Origin of the sequence: Paenibacillus physcomitrellae, from assembly GCF_002240225.1 — a bacterium.
Taxonomy (GTDB): Bacteria; Bacillota; Bacilli; order Paenibacillales; family Paenibacillaceae; genus Fontibacillus; species Fontibacillus physcomitrellae.
On record NZ_CP022584.1, the window covers coordinates 4,795,686 to 4,809,609 of the forward strand.

General features: G+C 51.0%; 10 protein-coding genes. 7 read left to right on the forward strand and 3 right to left on the reverse strand.

The annotated features are described in order from the left end of the window. Window positions 1-9 precede the first annotated feature (9 nt). Both CBE73_RS21655 and CBE73_RS21660 read left to right on the forward strand, forming a co-directional pair. Window positions 10-1,521 (forward strand): xylose ABC transporter ATP-binding protein, encoded by a 1,512-nt coding sequence (locus CBE73_RS21655; protein ID WP_094096015.1) that lies wholly within the window; start codon window positions 10-12, stop codon window positions 1,519-1,521. Between the two features lie 2 nt (window positions 1,522-1,523). Continuing rightward, window positions 1,524-2,717, forward strand: a complete 1,194-nt coding sequence (locus tag CBE73_RS21660) for a sugar ABC transporter permease (RefSeq protein ID WP_094096016.1) — start codon at window positions 1,524-1,526, stop codon at window positions 2,715-2,717. A 247-nt stretch (window positions 2,718-2,964) separates the two neighbouring features. On the opposite strand, the gene CBE73_RS21665 is transcribed toward CBE73_RS21660, so the two are convergent. Continuing rightward, window positions 2,965-3,861: a polysaccharide deacetylase family protein gene (locus CBE73_RS21665; RefSeq protein ID WP_094096017.1), complete on the reverse strand. Its 897-nt coding sequence runs from the start codon at window positions 3,859-3,861 to the stop codon at window positions 2,965-2,967. 155 nt (window positions 3,862-4,016) lie between these two features. After that, window positions 4,017-4,994, reverse strand: a complete 978-nt coding sequence (locus CBE73_RS21670; RefSeq protein ID WP_094096018.1) for an SDR family NAD(P)-dependent oxidoreductase — start codon at window positions 4,992-4,994, stop codon at window positions 4,017-4,019. 115 nt (window positions 4,995-5,109) lie between these two features. Here CBE73_RS21670 and CBE73_RS21675 point away from each other — a divergent pair, with 115 nt between their 5' ends. Continuing rightward, window positions 5,110-5,673 carry a TetR/AcrR family transcriptional regulator gene (locus CBE73_RS21675; protein WP_174704790.1) on the forward strand — a complete coding sequence of 188 codons (564 nt, stop codon included), beginning with the start codon at window positions 5,110-5,112 and terminating at the stop codon, window positions 5,671-5,673. A gap of 88 nt (window positions 5,674-5,761) precedes the next feature. On the opposite strand, the gene CBE73_RS21680 is transcribed toward CBE73_RS21675, so the two are convergent. Further along, window positions 5,762-6,640 (reverse strand): LysR family transcriptional regulator, encoded by an 879-nt coding sequence (locus CBE73_RS21680; protein WP_094096020.1) that lies wholly within the window; start codon window positions 6,638-6,640, stop codon window positions 5,762-5,764. 195 nt (window positions 6,641-6,835) lie between these two features. Here CBE73_RS21680 and zwf point away from each other — a divergent pair, with 195 nt between their 5' ends. The 4 genes from zwf to CBE73_RS21700 all read left to right on the forward strand — a co-directional run bounded on the left by zwf (window position 6,836) and on the right by CBE73_RS21700 (window position 13,821). After that, window positions 6,836-8,368, forward strand: a complete 1,533-nt coding sequence (gene zwf, locus CBE73_RS21685) for a glucose-6-phosphate dehydrogenase (RefSeq protein ID WP_094096021.1) — start codon at window positions 6,836-6,838, stop codon at window positions 8,366-8,368. 46 nt (window positions 8,369-8,414) lie between these two features. Next, window positions 8,415-9,833, forward strand: a complete 1,419-nt coding sequence (gndA, locus tag CBE73_RS21690) for an NADP-dependent phosphogluconate dehydrogenase (protein ID WP_094096022.1) — start codon at window positions 8,415-8,417, stop codon at window positions 9,831-9,833. A gap of 273 nt (window positions 9,834-10,106) precedes the next feature. Beyond that, window positions 10,107-12,230: an acyltransferase family protein gene (locus CBE73_RS21695; RefSeq protein ID WP_229752741.1), complete on the forward strand. Its 2,124-nt coding sequence runs from the start codon at window positions 10,107-10,109 to the stop codon at window positions 12,228-12,230. A gap of 85 nt (window positions 12,231-12,315) precedes the next feature. Further along, window positions 12,316-13,821 carry a copper amine oxidase N-terminal domain-containing protein gene (locus tag CBE73_RS21700; protein WP_094096024.1) on the forward strand — a complete coding sequence of 502 codons (1,506 nt, stop codon included), beginning with the start codon at window positions 12,316-12,318 and terminating at the stop codon, window positions 13,819-13,821. Window positions 13,822-13,924: the final 103 nt, after the last annotated feature.

A 13,924-nucleotide genomic window follows, 5' to 3' on the forward strand; every position in this document is an offset into this window, starting at 1 on the left:
GCTAAGCCTATGCATGTGTTAGAAATGGTTAACATCACCAAAGAATTTCCCGGCGTCAAGGCTCTTGACCGAGTGAACTTCAAAGTGAAAAAAGGCGAAATTCACGCGCTATGCGGCGAGAACGGAGCCGGCAAATCCACGCTGATGAAGGTGCTGAGCGGGCTTTATCCGGCGGGGACCTACAGCGGCGACATCGTCATCGGCGGGGAGAAAAAGCAGTTTCACAATATTACCGACGCCGAAAAAGCCGGGATCGCCATCATCCATCAGGAGCTGGCGCTCGTCAAGGAAATGACGGTCGGCGAAAATATTTTTCTGGGCTCCGAGCCTACGAAACATGGGGTTATCCAATGGGATGAACTCTATCACAACGCTTCAATCTGGTTGAAAAGAGTCGGGCTGAACCTTTCTCCGGATACGAAGATCGGAAGCTTGGGGATTGGACAGCAGCAGCTGGTGGAAATCGCCAAAGCGTTGTCCAAACATACGAAAATCCTTATTCTGGACGAACCGACGGCTGCTCTTACGGAAAGTGAAGTCGCAATCTTGATGGATATTTTGAACCAGCTCCGCCGTGAAGAGGTGTCCTGCGTTTACATCTCGCATAAAATGCCGGAGGTTTTTGCATTGGCGGATACCATTACGGTTCTCCGTGACGGGCAAACGGTGAAAACGCTGGCTCGTCAGGAAACGAACGACGACCAGGTCGTATCTCTTATGGTTGGCCGTGAATTGACGGAGCGTTACCCAAGGGTAGAGCATACCCCGTCCGAGAAGGTGCTGGAAGTGCGGGATTATAACGTCTGGCATCCGGAGAAACGCAGTCAAAAAGTCATCAAGGGTGTGAACTTCGAGCTTCGCAAAGGCGAAATTCTTGGGATTGCCGGGCTCATGGGCGCAGGCCGGACAGAGCTTGTCAGCAGCCTGTTCGGGGCCTATCCGGGACGTTCAAGCGGCGAAGTGAGGATTGACGGCAAACCGGCCAAAATCCGTTCGGTAGCGGACGCTATCAAGTCGGGGATTGCGCTGGTCAGCGAGGACCGCAAACGTCAAGGGCTCGTGATGGGTATGGATGTCAAAACCAACACGACGCTGGCGACGATGCGCAAGGTATCGAAAATGGGCGTCATCAACGTCAATGAGGAAATCAAATGGGGTCTTCAGTACGTGCAGGATTTGAAAACGAAAACCGCGTCGCTGGAAACGCTGGTCGGTACGCTTTCCGGGGGGAATCAGCAAAAGGTGGTCATCGGCAAATGGCTGATGTCCGACCCTAAAATCCTCATCATGGACGAACCGACCCGCGGCATCGATGTCGGGGCGAAATACGAAATCTATCATTTGATGAACCGGCTGGTGGCGCAAGGGGTTGCCATTATTATGATTTCTTCCGAGCTGCCCGAGGTGCTTGGCATGAGCGACCGGATTCTGGTGATGAGCGAAGGGGAATTCGTCCGCGAATTCGATTGGCGGGAAGCGACGCAAGAAAATATTATGCAAGCCGCAACGGGAGGGAAATAACCATGATGCTTCAAAAGGATCTTCAAACGCAGCAAAATGTCCCTGCAGCCAAAACGTCGCTCTGGAACAGCCTGTTCGGGAAAATGGATGTGCGCGCCTATACCATGGTCGGGGCGCTGATCCTGATCTGGGCGCTCTTCGGCATCCTGGATCCTACGTTTTTGACTTCACGGAACTTGTCCAACCTGTTTACGCAGATGTCCGTGACCTCCATCCTGGCTATCGGGATGGTGCTCGTCATCGTGGCTGGTCATATCGACCTTTCGGTAGGTTCCATCGTTGGTTTGACGGGCGGGATCGCTGCGATTTTCAGCAACTGGCTCGAGCTGCCGGCGTATGTTGTAATTCTTGTCACATTGGCAGCCGGTCTGGTGCTTGGACTTGTCCAAGGCTGGCTGGTTGCGTATAAAATGATTCCGGCCTTTATCGTCACCTTGGGCGGCATGCTCGTCTTCCGCGGCATTCTGATGGGCGTTACCAAATCCACAACGATTCCGGTATCGGATTCCTTCATCGAAATGCTGGGCAACGCGTATTTTGCTTCAGGCTTTGGCATTATTCTCGGCTTGATCGCTGTAGCTTTTATCTTATGGTCCACCTTCCGGAAACGCCGTTCCCGGCAAAAATACGGTTTCGAAGTATCCCCAATCGGCGTGGATATTATCAAAGCAGTCGTATTGTCCCTGCTGGTGATTGCGTTCGTACTGGTGATGAACGCTTATAAAGGCATTCCTTTCCCGATCATTTTCGTGATCGTGCTTGCAGTCATCTTTTTCTTCCTGTCCACCAAAACTACGTTCGGGCGCCATATTTACGCTTTGGGCGGCAACCCGGAAGCGGCCCGTTTGTCCGGCATCAATATCCGCTTCAAAACGATGATGATCTTTATGCTCAGCGGTCTGCTGGCTTCCATCGCTTCGATCGTCCTGACTTCCCGTCTCGCGTCTGCGACGATTACGGCAGGGAACATGGCCGAAATGGATGCGATCGCAGCTTGCGTGATCGGCGGAACTTCATTGATGGGCGGTGCGGGCACCGTAGTCGGCGCGCTGATCGGCGCTTTGGTCATGACTTCGCTGGATAACGGGATGTCCCTGATGGGGATGGAATCGTTCTGGCAGTACGTGGTGAAAGGTTCGATTCTCGTCTTCGCCGTATGGCTCGACATTTCGAACCGCCGCAAGGGTGTAAGATAATTGATTGGCAAACTGGGTGTCATGAAAAGAACAAGACGGCATTTGAGGAGATGATTCTCTTCGGATGCCGTTTTTGCTGTTCTTCTGCGTGAAAATAGCCGCGCCGGCGAGATAAACAAGGAAGGACACGGCCCTCTGCCGGTCTAAAAAAAGAAGCCGTTCGCGGTTAAATTCGCTTCATGCTTTCGATGCGAACTCACACGCGAACGGTTGTAAATAGCCGCGACAGCCGTAATGGCCGTGTGGTCTAGGCCAGCCTCCGCTGGACAGCCTGTAAATCAGACCAGCGGACCACCCGGATGCCTTCCTGTTTGATTTTGTCCCAGGTATCGGGGTCCGTTAATAGCCCCATCTCGATACCGCGCCAGCGCCAATGCGGCGTAATCGCTTTAAGCTCGTCGTTAACAGCGGAAGGGTGCATGATCAGCTCGGAGATGCCGGCAGACATTTGCTCGAACGCAACGAACAGCCTGTTCTTGGCTTCCGCATAAGAGGCTGTTTCCGGAGCATAAGGCCAATTGAGCAGATCGTCCGGAATCAGCACGCCGTGATGATCGGCAAATTTGACGCTGCTTTCGGCCAGCTCGGCCAAAGCCGGGTCAGTGAATGATCCGGCGGATCTGGGCAGACGAAGCGGAAGTCCGTATTTCGCCGCGGCCTCTATCAGGATTTGGACAAAATGGCGGCCAGTAGCCAGACCAAACAGACTGCCCATATGGTTATCCAAATGGGTAGGGGCGATGCCCCATGCCAATGCTTTTGTTATTTGGGCGTCGATTTCGGCTTTTACCTCTTCCGGGTCGGCTTGGGATTCAAAGGTTTGGCAGTCAGCCGGGAAGAACCCGTCTTCAGTGCGGAGGGACGCAGACCGGCAGACATCGTTGAGCGGTTCCCATTTGTAGGTCTCCCATTCACTAGTCATGGTTAAATGAACGCCTACATCGCTGTGGGAAAGCTGTCTGCCCAGTCTGGAAGCGTCAAGCGCCCACGGGCAGTTCATCATAATGCTGGTCGAAACCGGCATGCCGCTTCGTATCAGACTGGCAATCCCGGCATTTGTGGCCTGACACATGCCGAAATCGTCGGCGTTGATCAATAACAAACGGTCGACTGGATTAAAGCCTAACAGCTCAGAGGTTTTCATCGGGAACGGCTCCTTAAAATGAATGATCTTGATATATTTATGGACTTTTCCGCGGGGTCATAACCTGTTTGCGAAATTCAAAAATATATCAAGTTTCAAAAATGCATCAAGTTTTAAGAAACAGCCGTTTCGCCGATAGTCAAACTTTCAGTTTGTCAATTAAAAGTCCCGTGCGGAATTTGAAGCAACTCCTCGCTGATGCTCCACAGCTTCCGGGCTGTCTCAGGATCAACGGCCCAAGGTCGGACGCCATGCTGCAGCGGGCTGTCTTCCGACAGCAGCTCAGCAATATCGCAGTCCTCACAATAGACGCCGCCTTTTCCTTCCAGCAGCGGACTAACCGCACACCATACGGTTGTAGCCGCACCCTGCTGGGCCGTCTTGAAACCTCCTGAAGAGGTATAGGTGCCATCTTCATTTCGTTTCGCGCCGGCAGCCGCCAGCTCCTCATCGCTCATGTAACGGGCAAGGCCGCTGAGAATGGCGCCGGGATGCAGCGAGAACGCGCGGATGCCATGTGCCTGGCCGCACTGATCCAGCTCGGCAGCAAATAACGAGCAGGCTGTTTTGGATGCGCCGTAGGAAGCTCCTTTATCATAAGGTCTCTTGGTGAAATGGAGATCGTCCAGATCCAGCGGCCCGGAGAGATGACCGATTGAAGAGAGGGCGATGACGCGGGCATTACCCGAACGTTTAAGCGAATTCCAGAGGCGTGCTGTCAGTTGAAAATGACCCAGATAATTGACGGCAAAATGAACATCAAAACCGCGTTCATCCCGAATCGCCGGAGGGAAAGCAACGCCGGCATTCAGAATCAGTAGATCGAGGGCCCGGCCCGACTGCAGAAATACATCGGCAAACTCATCAATGGAGGAAGGATCGGCCAGATCGAGACGGATGATTTCTACCTGTTCCAGGGAAGCAAGAGCCTCTTGGGCCTTCTTGATGTCTCGAGCACCTACAATAACGGTCGCTCCAGCCGAGGCGAGCGCTCGGGTTGTTTCCAGTCCGATGCCGCCATGTCCGCCGGTGACGATAGCTACTTTTCCACGCAGATCATGTCCTTGGATCACTTCCTGAGCGGTTGTTTCGGGGCGAAAGCCCGATTGCAGAGATTTCTGTTCGGTTCTCATTGTGTATTAACTCCTCTGTTATCTATTTTATACAATTAGACAAATAAAGTATAAATGTCTACATGTCTATATTATACAGATGGACAATTTTTGTAAAGTGTATAATAATGAGGGTATGGATGAGAACAAGAAACAACACATTGTTGGAGTTGCATTAGAGGTCTTTTTCAAATACGGGTACAAGCGGGTGTCCATGAATGATATAGCGGAGGCGGCCGGCATTTCCCGTGCAGGGCTTTATTTGTACTTTAAGAGAAAGGAAGATATATTTAACGCTGCTATTGTCTATCACGGGGATATTCTCATTGAAGAGATTAAGAGAGGGCTGCCGGCGCTGGACACGGCCGAGGACAAAATGATGTTTGCCTTTGAGGTATGGTCGGTCCGCAATTTTGACGCCTCGCTGCATTCGCCGGAATATCAGGAAATCACAGACAGCTCCTACCAATTCGCAAGGGAGGCGCTGGACACAAGTTATGATAAATTGGCCGTCTTGCTGGCTGCTTTGCTGAAGGAGCGCGAGGTACAGGCTGATGTGGGGATTCCTGCAGAGAGAGTAGGGCATCTGTTAACAGGGGCTTTGCGCGGATTTAAAACGGTGGCCAAAAGCTCGGAGGAGCTTCGCCATATGCTCCGAGATTTGCTGCAAATCGTCTCTTCTACTTCCAAACAGGAATGATTAGCGAAAAAAACAAAACACCTTCAAGAAACTCGCCGTTTCGCAAGTAAGAAGCGGCGGATAACTTGAAGGTGTTTTTTTGTACTGATCAAGAGATCAGTTCAATAAATTTGGCCGCCGCATTGGAAAGCGGGAGGCTTTGTTTAATCATAATGCCGACCTGGGAAGGTGGCATCTCCACGTCAAGCTTCACCTCGAACAGCGAGCCTTCCGCCAGCTCTTTGGCGATGAACTCCCGGGTGACATAAGAAATGCCCAGCCCTCTGCGGGCAAATTCAATCAGCAGATCAACGCTGCCGACCTCAATCTCCGGTTTGATGCTGTAGCCGTACCGTTCAAACAATTCAGTGATCGCCATCCGCACTCGGCTGTTGCGAGAGAACAGGATAATCGGGTACTGCAGCAGCTCATCAATGCTGAGTACTTTGTCCTTCAGCTCGGCATATTGCTCCCCTGCGACAAAACAATCGTTCAGCTGGAAGCTTTCTTTGACCTCAAGCTGCGGATCAACAATCGGCATCCGCACGACGCCGAAATCAATTTTGCCTTCCTTCAGCACCGAAATGATCTCCGGGGTGGTGCCATGGTTTAAATGCAGCTTCACATTCGGGTACATGCGGTGAAAGTTCTCCAGGTATGGCAGCAAATAATGTTTGAACAGCGAGTCGCTGCCGCCGATCCGCAGCTCTCCGCTTTCCAGATTTTTCAGAGCGGCCATTTTCTCTTCCGCGAGTGAAATCAGGATTTGAGACTGCTCGATATAGGAGTAAAGCATGGAGCCCTCCTGAGTGAGGACAACACCTTTGGCATTCCGGTGGAACAAGGGGATTCCGAAGCTGTCCTCCAGCTGTTTGATGGCATGACTGACGCTCGGCTGGGTCAGAAATAGCGCTTTGGCCGCTTGCGTAAGACTGCCTGTCTTGGCAGCCCAATAGAACACTTTGTATAACTCATAATTGTTAGTCATAGACACGATCTATATCTCCTGTGAAATATATTAATTACTTATATGGCACCTAAAAGTATTATAGTGGAGCTACAAACAAGAAACCAGAGCCGCATGGAGGAATTCATCCAGCATACTCCGAGCTCATCAACGTATATACAGTCACCGTAGGGAGTGTCGACCCAAGCTCTGCTTGATATTGAAAGGAGTAAGAAGATGGAACCTGTAACCCTTGTTTTATTTGGAGCAACCGGCGATCTCGCCAAAAGAAAAATTTATCCGGCCCTTTATAATTTATATCTTGATCATAAGCTGCCGCGTACCTTCTCCCTGGTAGGTCTGGGAAGAAGAGAATGGAGTGATGTTAAATTCCGCCAGCAGGTCGAGCAATCGCTGCGTGAATTCTCCAGAAGCGGGGTCAAGGAAGGCGCAGACCTGGAGGCTTTTCTGCAGGCATTCCGCTACAGCGTCCTGAACATTGACCGCACGGAGGATTATTCGAAGCTGCTGTCGCTGGTGGAAGAGCGGGAACAGGTTTTGCAGCTGCCGCCTAATCGTTTGTTCTACCTGTCGGTAGGCCCAGAATATTTTGAAACGATCGCCGCCAATATTCATCAGAGCGGACTTGGTTCCGCGAAAGGCTGGAAACGGCTGGTTATTGAGAAACCGTTTGGGCACGATCTGCTCTCGGCAAGAGAGCTGAATCAATATTTAAGCCATTTCTTTAAAGAAGAGGAAATCTATCGCATTGACCATTATCTCGGCAAACCGATGGTTCAAGGGCTTGAAGCTTTGTGGCAGGCCAATCCGGCTATTCAGGGGCTGCTCAAGAAGCAATACATCTCCAATGTGCAGATTACGGCAAGCGAAACCGTTGGCGTAGAGGAAAGAGCCGGGTACTACGACCACGTGGGTGCTTTGCGGGATATGGTCCAAAACCATATGCTCCAGCTGCTCATGATGACTGCCACCCAACTGTCTGGAAAAAGCACGCCGGATCAAGTCAGCCTGAAGAAGAAGCTGGTCATGGAAGCACTTGATCCGCTCCGCAAGCAGGACGTAAGCCAGCAGGTGGTCCGCGGTCAATACGTGGCCGGCAGCCAGCAGGGACTTCCGGTTCCCGGCTACAAAGCCGAGCCCGGTATTCCGGCGGATTCCACCAACGAAACGTTTGTGGCTGTCCGGATGCTGATCAATGATTTCTTCTGGCGCGGGGTGCCGTTCTATATCCGCACCGGCAAACGTATGGGAGAGAAAGCGACCCGGATTGTCATTGAATTCAAGGAGCCGCTGGCCCAGCCGGCAGGCGAACAGAACGATAAGGCCAAACCTAATCTGCTGATCATTGAACTGGGACCGAAAGAGCGGATTACACTGCAGCTTAATATGATGGATCTTGCCCATAAAGGAGAGCTAAAGCCGGTAGAAGTGGAGCTTTTGGCCGGTCAAACCGGTCTTCCGGAAGCTTATGAGAACCTGATTCATGATGCACTGAATGGGGATTCCACTTATTTTGCGCATTGGGATGAGGTGGAGCTGTCCTGGAAATGGGTACAGCCTATTCTGGAGGCCTTCGAAGAGAACCTGATTCCGCTTCATGAATATCCAGCTGGTTCCAGCGGACCTCGCCAGGCTCACGAGCTGCTGGCCCAGGACGGCAACCACTGGTGGCTGGACGTGGAAGAGCCGGAACGCTCCGAAGAGAAACCTGTTCAAATCCGAGAATACGCTCAAAGCGTCAATCAATAAAAAACTACAATCATATATCGATAAATACCATTGGAGGATTAGAAAAGTGAGCAAACAGCAAATTGGAGTCGTTGGCCTGGCCGTTATGGGCAAAAATTTGGCCTTGAATATTGAAAGCAAAGGCTTTTCAGTAGCCTTGTATAATCGTTCCCCGGAGAAAACGAAAGAACTGCTGGCGGAAGCGCCGGGCAAAAACTTCGTCGGTACCTACAGCATTGAAGAATTTGTGCAGTCCCTGGAGACACCGCGCAAAATCCTGATCATGGTCAAAGCGGGAGCGCCAACAGACGATACAATTAATCAACTGGTTCCATTTTTGAGCAAAGGCGACATCCTGATCGACGGAGGCAATGCGCATTTCCCGGATACACAGCGAAGAAATGAGGACCTGGAAGCTCAAGGCATCCGTTTCATCGGAGCAGGTGTATCCGGCGGTGAAGAAGGAGCGCTGAAAGGTCCGGCTATCATGCCTGGCGGCCAGCGTGATGCGTATGAGCTGGTAGAGCCAATCCTGACGGCCATTTCCGCCAAAGTTAATGGTGATCCTTGCTCGACTTATATTGGAGAGGGCGGAGCCGGACATTATGTGAAGATGGTGCATAACGGCATCGAATACGGCGACATGCAGCTGATCGGCGAAGCCTATCAGCTCTTGAGAGATGTGCTGAACGTAAGCACCGACGAACTGCACAGCATTTTCAGCGAATGGAACAACGGCGAGCTAGACAGCTATCTGATCGAGATTACGGCTGATATTTTCTCCAAACAAGATCCGGATACCGGCAAACCAATGGTTGATGTAATCCTGGATTCCGCCGGCCAGAAAGGAACGGGAAAATGGACCAGCGAAAGCGCTCTGGATCTCGGCGTTCCGCTCTCCATTATTACGGAATCCGTCTTCGCCCGCTTTATTTCGGCCATGAAAGAGGAACGTGTGGCAGCCAGCAAGAAGCTGAACGGTCCGGCAGCGAAGGCGTATGAAGGTGATCGCGCAGAATTTATCGAAGCGGTGCGCAAAGCCCTTTATGCAAGTAAAATTGCCTCCTACGCGCAAGGTTTTGCTCAGATGAAAGCCGCTTCCGAGCATTTCGGCTGGAGCTTGAATTACGGCAACATTGCGATGATTTTCCGCGGCGGCTGTATCATCCGTGCCCGTTTCCTGCAGAATATCAAAGACGCTTATGACCGTGATCCGGCGCTGAACAACCTGTTCCTGGATGAATATTTCGGCGGCGTGATCGAGAGTTATCAAGAGGCATGGCGTAAAGTTATTGCAGTTGCGGTAACCCGGGGCATTCCGGTTCCGGCCTTCTCTTCTGCGCTGGCTTATTATGACAGCTACCGCACGGAGCGGCTGCCGGCCAACCTGCTGCAGGCGCAAAGAGACTACTTCGGCGCTCATACGTTTCAACGTGTAGATCAGCCGGGCAGCTTCCATTTCCAATGGATGCAAAATAACGAATAAAGAATATCGTATAACGTATAAAGAGTTACAAATAACGAACAAGCAGCATATTTCGCTTGAAATGCTTTACTTAACAAGGCTTCTGAATGGCTTTCTGCCGTTTCAGGAGCCTTGTTTGTTTTTGAATGGACGCTGCCGGTCAAGCACGGATTTGCCTTCTTTGTCCTTCTTATAAAAATCTTGTCATTCCTTTTTAACTTTATTGAGATCGATGCCTAGGAAAGCTTTTATATAATGAACTCACAGATAAAAAAGGAGAAAGGATCGAGGGCATTGAAGAGGACAGAAGATTTTAAAGCGCAGGATGGGAGCTCCGATCGTTTCCCGCTGCCAAAGCGGCGGTATATGACAGGACTTGATGGATTAAGGGCACTGGCCATATTGGCCGTCTTGATTTATCATCTCCGGCAGGAATGGCTTCCCGGAGGATTTCTTGGGGTAGCGGTATTTTTTACTTTGTCCGGTTATTTAATCACGGATATTCTGGCAAACGGCAAGGCAGCGGGGGAAGGCAGGGGCACCCTCCGGTTATCGCTCAAAGAGTTCTGGATACGGCGTGCAAGAAGGCTTCTGCCTGCTATGCTGATCGTAGTGTCGGCTGTTGTTGCAGGGGCCTGGCTTGGGGATTCGTCTCCGTTATCAGAGCTCCGCGGCGATGTGCCTGCTGCTCTCCTTTACATAAGCAACTGGTGGTTTATCTTTCACAAAGTCTCCTATTTTGAATCCTTCGGTCCACCTTCCCCATTAGGGCATTTATGGTCGCTTGCGGTGGAAGAACAGTTCTATATCGTTTGGCCTGTTCTGCTTGCTGCCGGACTTAAATGGATTCGAAGCCGGATCTGGCTTGCGGGATGGGTACTGGGACTCGCTGCCGGGTCGGCCGTGTTGATGGCGCTGCTGTATGAGCCGGGGACCGATCCGAGCCGTGTCTATTACGGTACGGATACACGAGGGTTTGCTCTGCTGATCGGCGCAGCCTTGGCGCTAGTCTGGCCAAGCGGGAAGTTAAAGCTGCAGGTTTCCCGGCAGGCCAGTCTCCTCCTGGATTCAGCCGGTATGATAAGCTTGGTGCTGCTTGGTTATTGGACATATAGCTCGGATCAATATGATGATTTTCTTTATCAAGGCGGTTTGTTCGGAATTGCGTTTGTGAGTGCCATTTTGATCGCCGTTTTAGCCCATCCGGGAAGCCGGATTGGCGGCTGGTTTTCCGCCAGACCTCTGGTTTGGGTAGGCAAACGGGCTTACGGCTTATACCTCTGGCATTACCCGGTCATTATGCTGACCACTCCGCAGCTGGACACCGGAAGCAGTCACTGGCTTAGAATGCTTTTGCAGCTGCTGGCTACTTTCCTGCTGGCCGCCGCGTCTTACCGATGGGTAGAGGATCCGATTCGGCATTACGGATTTCAAGGCTGGCTTGCGAGCTTGTCCACCACAAATTCTGCTTGGAGAAGATGGAAAAGGCTGCCGGCAGCTTCAATGTCCTTCGTCCTGTTCATGATTTTGTTCAGCTTCATTCATTTATATGTGCCCTCGTTCTTCTTGGGATCGACGGAAGCATCCGGGAAGGCTGGCGCTGTCACAACGGTTATGCCGGTGTTTCAGAATAAGCCGGAACATTCAGACGGCCACCAGGGAAAAGCTCCTTCCGAAACTGGCCACACCGGCCAAATCGGCCCGACCGGCCAACAGACTACGGGCGGCAAAGGAGCAGGCCCAGAGGAAGCTTTGCCTTCAAACGTTGGCGGAGAACAATCTGAAGGTTCCCAATCTGAAGAGAACTCACCGGAAGAACACTCATCAGAAGAACACCATCCGCAAGAAGACACTTCCGGTCAGGAGCAAGCTTCACAACCGGCGAAGGAGCCGGATGATTCGGCTAACCCTTCCAAAGAGAAACCCTCTAAAGATAAACCTCACGGCACAGGCAGTGACATCACGGCCATTGGGGATTCCGTTATGCTGGATATTCAGGACGATCTGCAGACCATGTATCCGGATGCTGTTATAGACGGCAAAATCGGCCGTCAGATGGTGGATGTGCCGGCTGTTTTACAGCGATTAGCCGAAGAAGGGCAGTTAAGGGAGACGGTGATTCTGGAGCTCGGCACAAACGGAGCTTTTTCAAACAAACAGATGCAGAAGGTTCTTGCTCTATTAAAGGATGCAAACCGAATTTTGCTGGTGAATACACGTGTGCCGAGGCCGTGGGAAGCAACTGTGAATCAGGCGCTCGATAAAATTTCGTCAACCGATACCCGGATACAAATCATAGATTGGTATCAGGCGAGCGACGGTCAAACCTCTTATTTTGAACAGGACGGTGTCCATTTAAAGCCAGAAGGAGCGGCCGCCTATGCCCTGCTGTTAAACCACGCTTTATCAGATAAGTAGAATTGGAAGGTAAGGGAGATTTTACAAATAGTTAGAGAGATGGGATAATAGAATTTCAATAAAATAAAGGAGGGGTTTGTAGGAAATGAGGAAATGGAAATCCGGTTTAAAGTGGGTTCTTCCGGCAGTAGCTTTGCTGCTGGTGCTGGCAGGCTGTCAGCCTGTAGGCGGGTTCGACGTAGACAAGATGCTCCTTGGCAATGCGGAGGTCAAGTCAGCCGAATCTAATTTGAACCTTTCACTGCATTTTGAGCCAAACAGCACAGCAACGCAAGAAGATCAAGAGATTATTGAACTTATTAATTCTTTGACCCTTAAATTAGACAATGTCAAAGTACAGAACACTTCTACCATGTCAGCAACAGGGGAACTGGACACCAGCAAGTTCAACATTCCGTTTAAGCTTTCTGTGAACGAAGATGCCCTGGCTGTACAGGTAGAGGGAGCGAAAGAACCCTTCTATCTTCCTTTGACAAACGAAATGACGAACACGGGATTGGGAGGATTGAACCCTGAGAAATCTCAGGAATTAGTGAAACAGATCCAATCCATCGTCATCAAACATCTGCCTAATCCATCCGTGATCGGCGTGACCAAGGTGAATGAAACCATTCATGGGGAGCCGCTCAGCTTGACCAAACTTCATGCCGAGGTTTCCGGCGACGAGCTGACAGGACTGCTTAAGACTTTCCTTGAAGCGCTTTCCAATGACCAGGAAGGGCTCAAAACGCTGATCGGCGGGCTTTACGACAACCTGCTGCCGGTCCTGAAAGAAGAAGGCTTAACGAATCTTCAGGATCTGAATAGCGGGCTGGGCAATGTTCCACTGGATGACCGTGATGCTGTCATAGCTGAAACTTACACTAAACTTCAAAAAGCGCTTGATCTTGTAGTACTGAGCTATGACGAAACGGTAAATCAAATGCTCCAAGAACAGCCGGATGCTGCAGCAGTCTTAAGCAAAGATACGAAATTGACTACGGATATTTATTTAGACAGCAGCTACAAGCTCCGCAAGCAGAACCTGGAGCTGAAGGTGAACCTGCCGCAATCGGAAGGTGTTCCTTTCAAGAGCTTCAGTTATAAAGTATCCAGTGAGCAGTGGAACGTAAATGAAGCGATTCAAGCGGATTTGCTGAACACGGATAACGGCGTTGATCTTTCGGTTGTCCCGATGACTCCGGGAACGATCCTCCGGAATCTGGATCCCCAATCGGAAGTCTACAACGTGTTCAGAAATGAGTTGGGACTTACGAACAAGCTGATCCCGATCGATCCGGAATTTGATGACACCATCGTCAAACAAAATACTACGATGATTCCGCTTCGTTATCTGGCAGAAAATCTGGATGCAGCGGTTCAGGTCAAAGACGGAAATATCGTCATTACGGAAGATCTTGACGGAGGTCAGCTGATCTTTAAGCCGGGGGCCAAAACCGCGATTGTTAACGGGAACAATGTGGACCTGCCGCAGCCGGTATTTATCGATGCTTACGGCCGGGCTTACGCACCGCTTCGTGTGCTGGCAGAAGGACTCCAGGCGCATGTTGAATGGAACAGCGATGGCTCCCTCCAAGTGGTTCGGAACTAAACCAAATAAGTAAATAGAACGATTAACGGCACACCCCTGTCTAAAGTAACAACTGCAGGGCGTGTGCCGTTTTGTATTGACCAGCCGCAGCTATAGGAGCATA